This window comes from Pseudomonas sp. AP19, from assembly GCF_001728855.1.
Classification (GTDB): domain Bacteria; phylum Pseudomonadota; class Gammaproteobacteria; order Pseudomonadales; family Pseudomonadaceae; genus Aquipseudomonas; species Aquipseudomonas fluorescens.
Genome location: NZ_LXJP01000020.1, coordinates 42,462 through 57,006 on the forward strand (window position 1 = coordinate 42,462; position 14,545 = coordinate 57,006).

17 protein-coding genes are annotated in these 14,545 nt (G+C 61.8%); 9 read left to right on the forward strand and 8 right to left on the reverse strand.

The genetic code is table 11. The annotated features are described in order from the left end of the window. Window positions 1–135 precede the first annotated feature (135 nt). Window positions 136–273, forward strand: a complete 138-nt coding sequence (locus tag A7D21_RS35795) for a hypothetical protein (RefSeq protein ID WP_003175756.1) — start codon at window positions 136–138, stop codon at window positions 271–273. 73 nt (window positions 274–346) lie between these two features. Beyond that, window positions 347–1,306, forward strand: a complete 960-nt coding sequence (locus tag A7D21_RS15745; protein ID WP_069552077.1) for a leucyl aminopeptidase — start codon at window positions 347–349, stop codon at window positions 1,304–1,306. Window positions 1,307–1,500: 194 nt separating this feature from the next. Here A7D21_RS15745 and rluB read toward each other — a convergent pair whose 3' ends face one another. The 6 genes from rluB to A7D21_RS15775 all read right to left on the reverse strand — a co-directional run bounded on the left by rluB (window position 1,501) and on the right by A7D21_RS15775 (window position 6,482). After that, window positions 1,501–2,742 carry a 23S rRNA pseudouridine(2605) synthase RluB gene (rluB, locus tag A7D21_RS15750; protein ID WP_053257718.1) on the reverse strand — a complete coding sequence of 414 codons (1,242 nt, stop codon included), beginning with the start codon at window positions 2,740–2,742 and terminating at the stop codon, window positions 1,501–1,503. 144 nt (window positions 2,743–2,886) lie between these two features. Next, on the reverse strand, window positions 2,887–3,078 hold the full coding sequence (locus A7D21_RS15755) for a DUF1289 domain-containing protein (RefSeq protein WP_005790815.1): 192 nt from the start codon (window positions 3,076–3,078) through the stop codon (window positions 2,887–2,889). Window positions 3,079–3,205: 127 nt separating this feature from the next. Beyond that, on the reverse strand, window positions 3,206–4,144 hold the full coding sequence (gene scpB / locus A7D21_RS15760) for an SMC-Scp complex subunit ScpB (RefSeq protein ID WP_069552078.1): 939 nt from the start codon (window positions 4,142–4,144) through the stop codon (window positions 3,206–3,208). A 12-nt stretch (window positions 4,145–4,156) separates the two neighbouring features. Then, window positions 4,157–4,855, reverse strand: coding sequence for a ScpA family protein (locus A7D21_RS15765; RefSeq protein ID WP_169875663.1), 699 nt, complete (start codon window positions 4,853–4,855; stop codon window positions 4,157–4,159). 120 nt (window positions 4,856–4,975) lie between these two features. Beyond that, window positions 4,976–5,605 carry an L-threonylcarbamoyladenylate synthase gene (locus A7D21_RS15770; RefSeq protein ID WP_053257721.1) on the reverse strand — a complete coding sequence of 210 codons (630 nt, stop codon included), beginning with the start codon at window positions 5,603–5,605 and terminating at the stop codon, window positions 4,976–4,978. 13 nt (window positions 5,606–5,618) lie between these two features. After that, entirely contained in the window at window positions 5,619–6,482 is an 864-nt protein-coding gene (locus A7D21_RS15775) for a PHP domain-containing protein (protein WP_053257722.1), read from the reverse strand. Between the two features lie 87 nt (window positions 6,483–6,569). On the opposite strand from A7D21_RS15775, the gene A7D21_RS15780 reads away from it, so the two are divergent. From A7D21_RS15780 to A7D21_RS15810, 7 genes are all read left to right on the forward strand, one after another. Next, window positions 6,570–7,166 (forward strand): septation protein A, encoded by a 597-nt coding sequence (locus A7D21_RS15780; RefSeq protein WP_053257723.1) that lies wholly within the window; start codon window positions 6,570–6,572, stop codon window positions 7,164–7,166. Window position 7,167: 1 nt separating this feature from the next. Continuing rightward, window positions 7,168–7,467: a YciI family protein gene (locus A7D21_RS15785; RefSeq protein WP_069552079.1), complete on the forward strand. Its 300-nt coding sequence runs from the start codon at window positions 7,168–7,170 to the stop codon at window positions 7,465–7,467. A gap of 120 nt (window positions 7,468–7,587) precedes the next feature. Next, entirely contained in the window at window positions 7,588–7,995 is a 408-nt protein-coding gene (locus A7D21_RS15790; protein ID WP_053257725.1) for a translation initiation factor 2, read from the forward strand. 7 nt (window positions 7,996–8,002) lie between these two features. Further along, window positions 8,003–8,680: a response regulator transcription factor gene (locus A7D21_RS15795; RefSeq protein ID WP_053257726.1), complete on the forward strand. Its 678-nt coding sequence runs from the start codon at window positions 8,003–8,005 to the stop codon at window positions 8,678–8,680. A 145-nt stretch (window positions 8,681–8,825) separates the two neighbouring features. Further along, window positions 8,826–9,290, forward strand: coding sequence for an LTXXQ domain protein (locus A7D21_RS15800; protein ID WP_053257727.1), 465 nt, complete (start codon window positions 8,826–8,828; stop codon window positions 9,288–9,290). Window positions 9,291–9,357: 67 nt separating this feature from the next. Next, the gene (locus tag A7D21_RS15805) at window positions 9,358–10,701 is read left to right on the forward strand and encodes a HAMP domain-containing sensor histidine kinase (RefSeq protein ID WP_053257728.1); all 1,344 of its coding nucleotides are present in this window, start codon (window positions 9,358–9,360) and stop codon (window positions 10,699–10,701) included. A 40-nt stretch (window positions 10,702–10,741) separates the two neighbouring features. Beyond that, window positions 10,742–12,091, forward strand: a complete 1,350-nt coding sequence (locus A7D21_RS15810; protein ID WP_069552080.1) for a CoA transferase — start codon at window positions 10,742–10,744, stop codon at window positions 12,089–12,091. A gap of 114 nt (window positions 12,092–12,205) precedes the next feature. Here A7D21_RS15810 and A7D21_RS15815 read toward each other — a convergent pair whose 3' ends face one another. Both A7D21_RS15815 and arcD read right to left on the reverse strand, forming a co-directional pair. Further along, entirely contained in the window at window positions 12,206–13,069 is an 864-nt protein-coding gene (locus tag A7D21_RS15815) for a DNA-3-methyladenine glycosylase (RefSeq protein WP_069552081.1), read from the reverse strand. Continuing rightward, the gene (gene arcD / locus A7D21_RS15820) at window positions 13,066–14,493 is read right to left on the reverse strand and encodes an arginine-ornithine antiporter (protein ID WP_053257731.1); all 1,428 of its coding nucleotides are present in this window, start codon (window positions 14,491–14,493) and stop codon (window positions 13,066–13,068) included. The genes A7D21_RS15815 and arcD overlap by 4 nt, the downstream gene beginning before the upstream one ends. Window positions 14,494–14,545: the final 52 nt, after the last annotated feature.

The window sequence follows — 14,545 nt, forward strand, 5'->3', positions numbered from 1 at the left end:
ACAGAAGAAAAAATCCAAATGAGACCGTGTCAATAAACATTTTGCATTCCGAAACACTCTCTCCTAGGTTCTTTCACTTGCCAGCGAAGCCCGTTGGCAAGCCGTTCTCAAACAACGTCCTCTAGGAGATACACCATGCAAGCACTGGAAAACGACCTGGAAACCGAACTGCAACTCGACGATTGGTTTGAAGCGCCGACCCATGAGGCCGCCGTTGAAATGATGCAAGCCGATGCCGTTGTGCCCTTTGGCACCGCGATGTGGCCTTTCTAACACCCGGCAGGCATCCGGCAGGTGCTGTGCACGGCACCTGCCCCCTTACCCAAGGCACAGAAGGACACCCGTCATGGACAAGGCCCGCGCCGTCGAACACTTTCTCTACTACCTCGCGCACCACCCGGCCCTCAACGGCCTGAGCCGCCCTACCGTGCTACTGGGCCATACCGAACGCTACGACGCCATCGCCCAGGCAATCACCCACGGCAGTGCCGCCCGATTCAATTTCCAGGTGCAGCGCCTGGACCTGGCCGCCAGCGACAACCTGGCCCAGGCCATCGAAGCCTGCGACCTGTACCTGTTTCTCTACGATTCCTCGACCCTGCCCAACCCACGCGCCGAAGGCCCGGACTTTATCCGCGCCCTGCAAGGCGTGATGGCGGAGCACTGGAAGAAATCCCTGCTGTTCAAGGATTACGGCGACTACTTCTACGACACCTTCAGCGTCGAGCCGCAGCGCATTGCCGACCTCAACGCCACGCTGATCCGCCGCATGTCCCAAGCCAACGTGCTGAGCTTTACCGACAAACACGGTTCACGCCTGGAAGCGCCGATGAGCAGCATCAAGAAGTGGACCAACATCAACGGCGTCGGCAACCACGACCTGGCACCGGGCGAGATCGCCACCCACAGCGAAGCCATCAATGGCCAGGTGCGGTTTGTCGGCACCTTCCTCAGCACCATCCCGTTTGCACGCAAATACGGCGTGCTGCAGTCACCGCTCGAACTGTGGATCGAGAATTCGACGATATGCAGCGTGGCCAGCGACGTGCCGGGGCTGGCGGATGATTTCAACAAGTACCTGAATGCCAACCCGTCCAACCGGCGCGTGGAGGAATTGGGGATTGGCACCAATGAAGGCGTGAAAGACTTGTATGCGCGCAATGCCGGCTTCGAGGAGCGCCATTGCGGCCTGCACCTGGGCTTGGGTGGCGGACAGAAAGGCAGCCATCACCTGGACCTGATCTTTGCCAGCGGGGTGTTGGCGCTGGATGACAAGCCGGTGTTTGACGGTACTTTTGCGTTCTGAAAGCCGATTTCGAAATCAACAGAGATCTAAATGTGGGAGCGGGCTTGCTCGCGAATGCGGTGTATCCGCTTGCACATGCATCAACTGACACACCGTATTCGCGAGCAAGCCCGCTCCCACAGTTGATCGCATTGCAAATTCAGAGCAAAAAAAAACGCCAACCCTAAGGTTGGCGTTTTTGTGCAGCACTTACATCACTGCGGCTTCTTGCGACCAAAACCCGGGCGCTGACCGGAACCGGCCGGGGCGCCACGGCGCTTGCCCGACGGCTCGTCGGCGACCAGTTTCGGGCCGGGGCGCTTGTTCGCCGCCGGCTTGGCTGGGCGCTTGGTGCTGGCGCTGTCGGCTGGGCGATCGGATGCCGGAGCACCACGGCCTTCGCCACGGTTGCTACGGCCACCGCTTGGCGCTTCGCCACGGGCTGGACGCGGAGTGCGCGGTGCACGCTCGCCTTCCTGACGCGATGGCGCGGTTGGGCGACGCTCGCCTTCGATGTGCGGCTCACGGGAGATACGACCGCCGGTGGCCGGCGCATTCAGCGCCGGGCGCAAGGTGCGGGCAACGCGTTCGGTACGCGCCACAGGACGCGACGATTTACGCTGCATACGCTCAAGCTTGTCTTTGCTCTTGGCGTTCATCTGCGGCATCGCGACCGGCGTCAGGCCAACTTCAGCGCTGAGGATGTCGACTTCGTACTGGCTCATTTCGCGCCAGCGGCCCATCGGCAGGTCGGAGTTCAAGAACACCGGGCCGAAACGCACGCGCTTCAGGCGGCTGACCACCAGGCCCTGGGATTCCCACAGGCGACGGACTTCACGGTTACGGCCTTCCATCACCACGCAGTGGTACCAGTGGTTGAAACCTTCGCCGCCGGGCGCCTGCTTGATGTCGGTGAACTTGGCCGGGCCGTCTTCAAGAACAACACCGGCTTTCAAGCGCTCGATCATCTCGTCATCGACTTCCCCACGTACACGCACCGCGTATTCACGGTCCATCTCGTAAGACGGGTGCATCAGGCGGTTGGCCAACTCACCGTCGGTGGTGAACATCAGCAAGCCGGTGGTGTTGATGTCCAGACGACCGATGTTGATCCAACGGCCTTCTTTGGGCTTGGGCATCTTGTCGAACACGGTCGGACGGCCTTCCGGGTCGTCACGGGTGCAGATCTCGCCATCGGGCTTGTTGTACATGATGACGCGGCGCACCGATTCGGCGGCCTCTTCACGCTTGATGACCTTGCCATCAATGGTGATTGCATCGTGCAGGTCGACGCGCTGGCCAAGGGTGGCTTCAACGCCGTTGACCTTGATGCGCTTCTGGGTGATCCAGGCTTCGACGTCGCGGCGCGAGCCCACGCCGATACGTGCCAGCACCTTTTGCAGTTTTTCGCCTGCTGGGCCGATTTCCTGGCTGTCGTTCTGGTCTTGGTCGTTCATCTTAAGCACCTCCCGGTGGGTCGATTCAGGCGTGGCCTGAAGAGTGTTGAAAGCGGGGCTTTGGGCGAATACCTCGCCAAAGGGTCGCGAATCATACGCGCATGGCGCGCGTTGCGCATCAGAGACTAGTCGATTAAGCCGTTGTCATTTGCTTTTCCGCCGACCGGTGGCGCCCAGCGCCAGCAAGCGCAGCTCGGCTTCGGCCAGAACCGTGCGTTTGTCGACCTTGTCGAGTTTCTTCCAGGCGCGGATCTCACGCTTGCTGCGGCCGCACCCGACGCAGATGTCATCGCTGAACTTGCAGATACTGATGCAGGGGTCTTTGGTTGAACTCATTTGAATCCTCCCAGGCAACGGGTTTTCTGTGGGAGCTGGCTCGCCTGCGATGGCGTCACCTCGGTGAAACACAAAGACCGAGTCGCCTGTATCGCAGGCAAGCCAGCTCCCACATTTTGATGCGGCGTCAGTCTTCGAACTGACGCCGCTCGGCCTCGATGGCCTCAGCCAACGCCCGGGCTTCGTCTTCCTCGTCGCTCAACGGCGGTTGTTCAAGGGCGGCGACGGCAGCCAGGAGTTTCTCACGGGCCTCAGCGACACCGAGGATGTCTTCCTCAGGCTCAGGCTCAACTTCAATGTCGACCTCAGGCACCGTTTCAACGTTCACCTGGGTTTCAGGCTCGGCAGCGCCATCACGCAGCAAGTCGTCGAAGTCGGTCTTGATGCCCTGCTCCATGTCGTCCAGTTCCAGCAATAAGGTATGGAAGCTGGTTTCGTCCTTGGGTTCCTCCGGCTCGGCCGTGGCGTCGGCGAGTTCCTGCAGGCTGGCGGGCACCGGCGCGTCGTCGAAGTCCAGCACCGGGTCCGGCTCCATCTCGCGCAGCTCAGCCAGGGGCGGCAGGTCATCGAGGTTTTTCAGGTTGAAGTGGTCGAGGAACACTTTGGTGGTGGCGAACATCGCCGGTTTACCGGGCACATCACGGTAGCCGACGATGCGGATCCACTCGCGCTCCAGCAACGTCTTGACGATATGGCTGTTGACCGCCACGCCACGCACATCCTCGATCTCGCCGCGTGTGATCGGCTGGCGATAGGCAATCAGCGCCATGGTCTCAAGCATCGCCCGCGAATAACGCTGCGGGCGTTCTTCCCACAAACGGCCGACCCACGGGGAAAACTTCTCACGGATCTGCAGGCGATAACCCGACGCCACTTCGCGCAGCTCAAAGGCACGGCCGTCGCAGGACTTGCGCAAAATCTCCAGCGCCTTCTTGAACACAGGGGGCTCGGGCCGCTCGGCCTCTTCAAAAAGTTCGAACAAGCGCTCCAGGGATTGCGGTTTACCCGAGGCCAGAAGAAAGGCTTCCAGCAACGGGGCCAGTTCGCGGGGTTCAGTCAAATTCATCGATTCAGCTCTTTATTCGGCTCGCGCCCGCACGTGGATAGCCGCAAAAGGCTCATTCTGGACCAGCTCGACCAAGGACTCCTTGACCAGTTCGAGGATCGCCATAAATGTCACCACGACCCCCAGGCGCCCCTCTTCTTTGGTAAACAGCTCAACAAACGGCACAAAGCCGCCGCCCTTGAGGCGTTCAAGCACATCACTCATGCGCTCACGGGTCGACAAGGCCTCGCGGCTGACCTGGTGGCTTTCAAACATATCGCCACGGCGCAATACCTCGGCCATCGACATCAACAACTCTTCCAGGCTCACGTCCGGCAACAGCTTGCGCGCCCGGGCTTCCGGGGCATCAAGCTTGGGCACCACCACATCACGGCCGACGCGGCTCAAGCCGTCGATGCCTTCGGCGGCGGCCTTGAAGCGTTCGTACTCCTGCAGGCGGCGGATCAGTTCGGCGCGCGGGTCGTCTTCTTCCGCTTCGATGGTTTCTGAACGCGGCAACAGCATGCGCGACTTGATCTCGGCCAGCATAGCGGCCATCACCAGGTATTCGGCGGCCAGTTCCAGGCGCACCGACTGCATCAGCTCGACATAGCCCATGTATTGGCGAGTGATTTCCGCCACCGGGATGTCGAGGATATTGATGTTCTGCTTGCGGATCAGGTACAGCAGCAAGTCCAGCGGGCCTTCGAAGGCTTCCAGGAAGACCTCCAGGGCGTCCGGCGGGATATACAAATCCAGCGGCATTTCCATGACCGCCTGGCCGTAGACCATGGCGAAGGGCAGTTCCTGCTGGGCACCGGCCTGGCTGTCGACGGTTTCCACGACCGCCATTCAGGCCTCGACCATGAAGGGCGTCGGGTCGCCACAGCCGACACGCACCACTTCCGGTTCGCCGTCAGCCAGGTTGATCACAGTGGAGGCCTTGTTGCCGCCGTAGCCGCCGTCGATGATCAGGTCGACGTGTTTTTCCAGCAGGCGCCGCATTTCGTAAGGGTCGTACAGCGGCTCGGTTTCACCGGGCAGGATCAACGACACACTCATCAACGGCTCGCCCAGCTCAGCGAGCAATGCCAGCGCAATCGGGTGCTCCGGCACCCGCAAGCCGATGGTGCGCTTCTTCGGGTGCAACAGCAGGCGCGGCACTTCGCGGGTGGCATTCAGAATAAATGTGTAAGGCCCCGGCGTGTGGGCCTTGAGCAGGCGGAACGTGCCGGTGTCGACCTTGGCGAACAGGCCCAGCTGGGACAGGTCGCTGCAGATCAACGCGAAGTTGTGGTTCTTGTCGAGGTCACGCAGGCGCCTGACCCGTTCAACCGCGCTTTTGTCGCCGATCTGGCAACCAATGGCGTAGGACGAATCCGTTGGGTAGATCACCACGCCACCGGCGCGAATAATCTCCACTGCCTGTTTAATCAGGCGCGCTTGAGGGTTTTCCGGATGAATCTGGAAGAATTGACTCACGTGTTCTACCTGTTCAGACGGTGGCAATAATGGGGTCATGCTTGAATCGCCCCCACAAGAGCGGCAGGTCGTCCGGGACGGGGCGATATTCGCCAATCTCGGACCAACCGCCTGGGCCATGAAAATCACTGCCGGCGCTGACCAGCAGACCAAATTCGCGGGCAAGAATCGCCAGGCTACCCACCTGTTCGGCGGGTTGATGGCCGTTGACCACTTCAATTGCGTGGCCGCCCGCTCCAATATAGTCGGCAATCAGCTTGCGGCGCTTGCTGCGGGTGAAATCGTAATGCCAGGGATGCGCCAGGCTGACCCAGGCTCCAGAGGCCCGCAGGGTTGCAACGGTGTCTTCCAGGGTCGGCCAGTGTTGCTTGACGTCACCCAACTTGCCGGCTCCCAGCCACTTGCGGAAGGCTTCGGCGCGATCTTTGACAAAACCTTCCCGCACCATCCAATCGGCAAAATGCGGCCGGGCCGGTGCATTACCGCTGTCGCCGAGCTCTTGCTGGATGGCGCGGGCGCCGTCCAGTGCATTGGGCATGCCTTTAAGGCCGAGCTTGCGGCTTATTTCTTCGGACCGCAGCCAACGGCCATCGTGCAATTGGGCGATGGCCTCGACCAACGGCGGGGCGCTCTGATCGAAACCGTAGCCGAGCACATGAATGGTGGCGCCGCCCCAGGTGCAGGACAATTCCACGCCATTGACCAGTTGCATGCCCAGTGCATGAGCCGCCTCGCGGGCTTCATCGAGGCCTTCGAGGGTGTCGTGGTCGGTCAACGACAGGACTCGCACGCCTTTTTCAAACGCACGCGCAACCAGTAACGCGGGCGCCAGGGCGCCGTCGGAGGCCGTGCTGTGGCAGTGCAAATCAACATTCACGGGAGTGTGTAACCTCAAGTCAGCTGGCGCTTTCGCTACCAAGGATGTTTGTTATTATGCCGCCACATCCAGCTTCTGGCTCTTACTGTGAAACAATTCATCGACTTCATCCCGCTGTTGCTGTTTTTCATCGTTTACAAACTCGACCCCAGGGTCATCGATCTCGCCGGCCATGAGCTGACAGTCGGGGGCATCTACAGTGCCACCGCCGTGTTGATCATCAGCTCTGTCGTGGTCTACGGCGCCATCTTCATATCCCAACGCAAACTCGAAAAAAGCCAATGGCTGACCCTGGTCGCCTGCCTGGTCTTCGGTAGCCTGACCCTCGCCTTCCACAGCGAAACCTTCCTTAAATGGAAAGCCCCGGTGGTGAACTGGCTGTTCGCCCTGGCGTTTATCGGCAGCCATTTCATCGGTGACCGCCTGTTGATCAAGCGGATCATGGGCCACGCACTGACCCTGCCGGAACCGGTGTGGACACGTTTGAACGTAGCCTGGATCGTGTTTTTCGTGTTTTGCGGCGCCGCCAACCTGTTTGTCGCCTTTACCTTCCAGGACTACTGGGTCGACTTCAAGGTGTTCGGCAGCCTGGGCATGACCGTCTTGTTCCTGGTCGGCCAGGGTATCTACCTGTCGCGCCATCTGCATGACACCGACCCTACCACGCCAAAAACCGAGGACTGACATGCTCTACGCCATCATTGCTACCGACGTTGCCAACTCGCTGGAAAAACGCCTCTCCGTGCGCCCGGCCCACGTTGAACGCCTGAAACAGCTGCAAGCCGAAGGCCGTATCGTGCTGGCCGGCCCGCACCCGGCAGTGGACAGCAATGACCCGGGCGACGCCGGTTTTACCGGCAGCCTGATCGTCGCCGAGTTCGCGTCGCTCGCCGAGGCCCAGGCCTGGGCCAAAGCCGACCCGTATGTGGCGGCGGGCGTCTACGCTGACGTGGTGATAAAGCCGTTCAAGCAAGTCCTGCCTTAACCAACCTTTCTTGAGCCTGAGCGCGCCGAACCAATTGCGTTCGGCGCGCTCCTAATGGCTCATTATTCTCGGTAACCTGCCGACAACGTTCTGAATATTCGTGTGGAATCAGGAGTTCCGATGCGCTTACGTCAGTTGGGTTTGTTGGCAGTGTTAATGATCGGGGCAACCGCCCACGCTGAAGAGACCTCGAACACCGGCAGCTCCACGCCCCTGTCCTTGAGTGCCGGCAGCCAGATCACCGAGTTGCAGCAACGCTTGAAAGAAAGCGAACGACTGCGTGAAGAACTGAGCAAACAACTGCAAAGCGCGGATACTGCTCGTGAAAGCGCCCAACTGAGTCGCTTGCGTCAGGAGAACCAACGCCTGGCCCAGCAACTCAAAGAAACACAAGGCGGCGCCTTGAACCGATGGCTGACCGAGCAACAGCAGTGGTTTGTCACGGGCGGCGCCGTTGCACTGATCGCGTTGCTGTGCGGGATCTTCGCCAGTGGTGGGCACCGTCGCCGTCGACAATGGCTAAATTGAGTGAGTCATGAGCGAGCTGTTACTGATAGATGATGACCAGGAGCTCTGTGAGCTGCTGACCAGTTGGCTAAGCCAGGAAGGTTTCCAGGTGCGCGCTTGCCATGACGGCTTGAGCGCCCGCAAAGCCTTGGCCGACAGCGCCCCCGCGGCGGTGGTGCTCGACGTGATGCTGCCCGATGGCAGTGGCCTGGAGCTGCTCAAACAATTGCGCAGTGACCACCCGGAATTGCCCGTGCTGATGCTCTCGGCCCGTGGCGAGCCGCTGGACAGGATCCTCGGCCTGGAACTGGGCGCGGACGATTACCTGGCCAAGCCCTGCGACCCACGCGAGCTGACTGCCCGCCTGCGCGCCGTGCTGCGCCGCAGCCACCCGGCTGCCGTGTCGAGCCAGTTGGAACTGGGTGACCTGTGCTTCAGCCCGGTACGTGGCGTGGTCACCATCGATGAGCAGGAGTTTGCCCTGACTGTTTCCGAAAGCCGCCTGCTGGAAGCCTTGCTGCGCCAACCCGGCGAACCGCTGGACAAGCAGGAACTGGCGCAGATCGCCCTCGGCCGCAAGCTGACCCTTTACGATCGCAGCCTGGACATGCACGTCAGCAACCTGCGCAAGAAAATCGGCCCGCACCCGGATGGCCGGCCGCGCATCGTGGCATTGCGCAGCCGGGGCTATTACTACAGCCGCTGAAATCGGGAGCCTGTGGCTCCCGGTTTTGTCAGTTCACCCCAAACCCCTCTTTACCCAAGCTTTACCGTCCCCTGACCGCCGCTGACCTTGATCTCCGTAATCTACTCACATCCGGACTCACCGGAATAGAGACAGGAGAATCACCATGCGCAAGACCCTTATCGCTCTGATGTTCGCCGCTGCCCTGCCGACCGTTGCCATGGCCGCAATGCCAGAAGGCCCAGGCCCGATGGGCGGCCCGGAAGGCCACATGATGGGTGGCCCGGGCCACGGCGGTGAACACGGTCCGCGTGGCAAAGGCGGCCCCTTCAGCCAACTGGACCTGACCAAGGAACAGCGCGAGCAAATCGGCAAATTGATGGGTGACCAATGGCACGCCCGCAAAGACCTGGTCAAAAAGTACCTGGACAAGCTGCCGGCCGCTGACCAGAAAGCCATGCAGGATGAAATCGCCGCCGGCAAACAGAAAACCCAGGCTGACATCCGTGCCGTGCTGAAACCCGATCAACAGAAGAAATTCGACGAGATCGTCAAGAAACAGGCCGAGCGCCGTGCCGAGTGGAAGGAATTCCAGGCCTGGAAAGCGCAACAGCCGCAAAAAGCGCAATAATGCTCTAGCGTTACCTCCCCAGCCCAGTGGCCCTCGCCGCTGGGCTTTTCCTGTTTGAGGGTTTCCTGTGCGTTCATTGTTCTGGCGCATCCTGGCCAGTTTCTGGCTGGCCATCGCCTTGGTTGCCGGGTTGTCGATCCTGCTTGGGCATATGCTCAACCAGGATGCCTGGATTCTCAGCCGCCACCCCGGCCTCAACAACCTGGCCGAAGAGTGGACCCAACTCTACGAAGCGCAAGGCGAAGACGCCGCCCAGGACTTGCTGCAACAGCGCAAGCGCCAGTATCACATCGACGTGCAAGTGCTGAATGAAAGCGGCGAGCCGGTAGTGCGTGGCACCTTCCCGAAGCGCGCTGCCGCCTTCGAAGCTCGGCAGAATGACAGCAAGGACGGCCACCTGCCCTGGCGCCGGCTGACCGCCGAGTACACCAGTGAAAAAACCGGCGACACCTACCTGCTGATCTACCGCATCCCGCACCCGGAACTCGACGAATGGCACCGCAACAGCCTGACCTGGCCGTTGAGCGCGCTGGCAATTGCGCTGGTGGTGCTGACGCTCTTCAGTTTGCTGGTGACACTGTCCATTACCCGCCCGCTCAGCCGACTGCGCGGCGCGGTGCATGACCTTGGCCAGGCCACCTACCAGCAAAACAGCCTGGCGCGGCTGGCTAACCGGCGCGATGAGTTCGGCGTACTGGCCACTGACTTCAACCGCATGGGCGCGCGCCTGCAAAGCCTGATCGGCAGCCAGCGTCAGTTGCTGCGGGACGTGTCCCACGAACTGCGCTCGCCCCTGGCCCGCTTGCGCATCGCCCTGGCCCTGGCCGAGCGCGCCAGCCCCGAAGAACGCGAAAAACTCTGGCCACGCCTGACCCGCGAATGCGACCGCCTGGAAGCGCTGATCAGCGAAATTCTGGTATTGGCCCGCGTCGATGCCGACAACGCCAGTGCCGAAGAGGTGGACCTCAACCCCCTGCTCAAAACCCTGCAAAAGGACGCCCAGCTCGGTGCGCCCGACCAGGTGGTGCAGCTGTCGGCCGACAACGAGCTGCACCTCAAGGGCTGGCCAACCATGATCGAACGCGCAGTGGATAACTTGCTGCGCAACGCCCAACGTTTCAACCCGCCGGGCCAGCCGATTGAGTTGAAGGCCCAACGCCAGGGCGAGCGCATTCTGATCAGCGTGCGCGACCATGGCCAAGGCGTGGACGCCGAACACCTGAGCCAACTGGGCGAACCGTTCTACCGCGCGCCCGGCCAGACGACCCAAGGCCACGGCCTGGGCCTGGCGATTGCCCGTCGTGCGGCAGAGCGCCATGGTGGCAGCCTGATACTGGCCAATCACCCCGACGGCGGGTTTATCGCCAGCATCGACCTGCCGCTGGTGCCCGGTGTTGTCACACCCGTGTGAGGATCTTCTATAGTGGCCCTTCTCTTACGGAGGGCCTTTGATGACTGACCTGCTGACTCCCATCCAAGCCGCACTCGATTTACCGCACGTCGCGCTGACCTTCACCGAAGCCGGCGCCCTGCCCTCGACGTTCGCCGTGACCGAACTGGCCTGCGCCAGCCTCGGTGCCGCCGGCCAAGCCGTTGCCCAACTTATCCAGCAACAGACTGGGCGCTTGCCCAGCGTCAGCGTGGACCGACGCCTCGCTTCCTTCTGGTTCTCGTCGTCGATTCGCCCGGAGGGTTGGCAACTGCCACCGCTTTGGGACCCCGTGGCCGGCGACTATGCCTGCGCCGATGGCTGGATTCGTCTACACACCAATGCGCCCCATCACCGTGCCGCCGCCGAGCGCGTGCTGGGCAAGGTCAATGACCGCGCCGAGATGGCCAACCATGTCGCGCCGTGGAACGCGGCAGTACTGGAACAGGCGATTGTCGATGAAGGCGGCTGCGCAGCGCAGATGCGTTCGTGGCAGGCCTGGCAGACTCATCCGCAGGGGCTCGCGGTCAATGCAGAGGACCTGGTGCAGCGCCGGACCTTCGACGCCACGGCCGACAAACCCTGGCTCGGCTCCGTGGCGCGGCCGTTGGCCGGCATCAAGGTGCTGGACCTGACCCGCGTACTGGCGGGCCCCGTGGCCAGTCGTTTCCTCGCCGGCCTTGGCGCCAATGTGCTGCGCATCGACTCACCCAGCTGGAACGAGCCGGGCGTGGTGCCGGAAATGACCCTGGGCAAACGCTGCGCTCGCCTTGACTTGAAACGCCCCGACGACCGGCAGATTTTCGAACGTCTGCTCAAAGAGGCCGACATCCTCTTCCACGGCTACCGCGCCGACGCCCTGGAGCAGCTCGGCTACTGCGCCGATGACCTGCAAACCCTCGCGCCCGGTTTGATCGACGTGAGCCTCAATGCCTACGGCTGGAGCGGCCCGTGGCGTAATCGTCGCGGCTTCGACAGCCTGGTGCAGATGAGCAGCGGGATTGCCGACGCGGGCATGGCCTGGAAACACGCGGATATACCGGTGCCGCTGCCGTTGCAGGCGCTGGATCACGCCACCGGGTACTTGATGGCGGCCAGTGCGATTCAGGCGTTGAGCGAGCGGCTGAAATCCGGGCGTGGCGGTTCGGCACGGTTGTCGTTGGCGCGCACCGCGAAGTTGTTGGTGGAAGCCGGCCAAGTGCCGGAGCAACCGGGGTTGCGGGCTGAAGAAGCGGGTGATCAGGGCGTGGTGGTGGAGCAAACGGCCTGGGGCCAGGCCCATCGTTTGCTGGCGCCGGTGACCATCAGTGGCACACCGTTACAGTGGGACCTGCCGGCGGGGGAATTGGGCTCGCACCGGCCGCAGTGGTGATTTGAAAAGCGCTTTCGCGAACAAGCCCGCTCTCACATTTTGACCGTAGTCCAATGGGTGTACGCAGTCAGTGTGGGAGCGGGCTTGCTCGCGAACAGGCCCTGGCGGCCACCCTCAATCCGCCCGACTCAACGACGTCCACAAATGCTGCGCGGCATACGCCCTTAACGGCCGCCACGCCTCAGCCCGCGCCAACAACGCGCGCGCGGTGACCGGCCCACCTTCCAACGCCGCCAGCGCATTGATCAACCCGATATCCCCCGAGGCAAACGCGTCCGGCTCGCGCAACTGGCGCATGGCGATGTACTGCGCGGTCCAGTCGCCGATTCCCGGCAACGCCACCAGCCGCGTCACGCCCTCCTTGAGGCTGGCTTTGGGGGCAAATAACTGCGGGTCATCCAATAAAGCCTGGGCCACACCCGACAAGGTGCGCCCGCGGGCCTTGGGCATGCCCAACGTCGCCAGGTCCGCCGCTGCCAACACGTCAGGCGTTGGGAACACATGGGTGATACCGGCGTGTGGCGTGTGCAGTGGCTGGCCATACTGCGCCACCAATTTACCTGCCAGACGGATTGCCGCTACCACGCTGATCTGTTGGCTCAGCACCGCGCGAATCGCCAGTTCAAGGCCGTCCCACGCCCCTGGAACCCGCAGGCCAGGACGGCCAGCCACCAGCTGCGCCATCAACGGGTCGGTGGCCAGTTGCGCCTGGATCAACTGCGGCTGGGCATCCACATCGAACATCGCCCTCAAGCGCCGCTCAATCTCGGCAAGCGCGGCGGTGTCAGGAAACTCGACGTCGACTTCCAGCCAATCGCCGACGCCCGGCGCCACACTGATCCAGCCATGGGAACCCGCAACACTGATGCTGCGCCGATACACCCCGGCCTCGACGATCTCCAACCCGCTGATTGCCCGCCAGGATAAAAAGCCCACCATCGCCGCCCAATCATAGGGAGGCTGATACGCCAGTCTCACAACGACAACACCCCGCTGTACAGCCCATACGCCGCCAGCCCAGCGCCCGCGACCACGCAGCTGAAAATGCCTTTTTCCATGTGGGTAAACAAGGGCTGGCCCTGCTCGCGCTTGGCCAGGGCAAATAGAATCACTCCGGGCGCGTACAGCAGTGCTGAAAGCAGCAGGTACTTCAAGCCTCCGGCGTACAGCAGCCATACCGCGTAACCAAGGGCAATCAGGCTGACCAGCACATCCTTGCAGCGCTGGCGGGGGGCGCCGTCATAGGTTTCGCCGCGCCCACTCAACAGCAGCGCGTAGGCCGCCGACCACAGGTAGGGCACCAGAATCATCGACGAGGCCAGGTAGATGAGGTTGGTGTAAGTGCTCTGGGAGAACAGCGTGATGACCAGGAACGCCTGGATCATCAGATTGGTCAGCCACAGCGCGTTGACCGGCACCTGGTTGGCATTTTCCTTTTTCAGAAAGGCCGGCATGGTGTTGTCATGGGCCGTGGCGTAAAGAATTTCTGCGCACAGCAGCGCCCACGACAGCAAAGCCCCCACCAACGACACCGCCAGGCCGATGCTGATCGCCACCGCGCCCCACGGACCGACGATGTGTTCCAGCACACCTGCCAGGGATGGGTTCTGCAATTGCGCCAGTTCCGGTTGGCTCATGACCCCCAACGACAGCACATTGACCAGCATCAGCAGCGCCAGCACCCCAAGGAACCCGATCACCGTGGCGCGGCCGACATCCGAGCGCTTCTCGGCCCGCGCCGAATACACGCTGGCGCCCTCAATGCCGATGAATACGAACACGGTGACCAGCATCATGTTGCGCACCTGATCGACCACGCTGCCGAACTGCGGGTTGCCCAGGCCCCAGATATCGCGGGTGAAGATATCGGCCTTGAATGCCACGACCGCAATCACGATAAACATCAGCAGCGGCACGATTTTCGCCACGGTGGTGATCTGGTTGATGAACGCTGCCTCCTTGATGCCGCGCAGCACCAGAAAATGCACGGCCCACAGCAACAGCGAGGCGCAGCCGATGGCGACCGGCGTATTGCCCTGGCCAAACATCGGGAAAAAATAGCCGAGGGTGCTGAACAGCAGCACAAAGTAACCGACGTTGCCCATCCACGCGCTGATCCAGTAGCCCCAGGCGGATGAGAAGCCCATGTAGTCGCCAAACCCGGCTTTGGCATAGGCATACACGCCGGCATCCAGTTCGGGTTTGCGATTGGCCAGGGTCTGGAACACAAAGGCCAGGGTCAGCATGCCGACGGCGGTGATCACCCAGCCGATCAACACGGCGCCGACTCCCGCGCGCTCGGCCATGTTTTGTGGCAAGGAGAAAATCCCCCCACCGATCATCGAGCCCACCACCAGGGCGATCAGCGCGCTGAGGCGGAGTTTCTCGACCGATTCAGACATCACAACTCCTACACAAATAATAAATTGAGCGAACAACCGTGTACTCAACTAA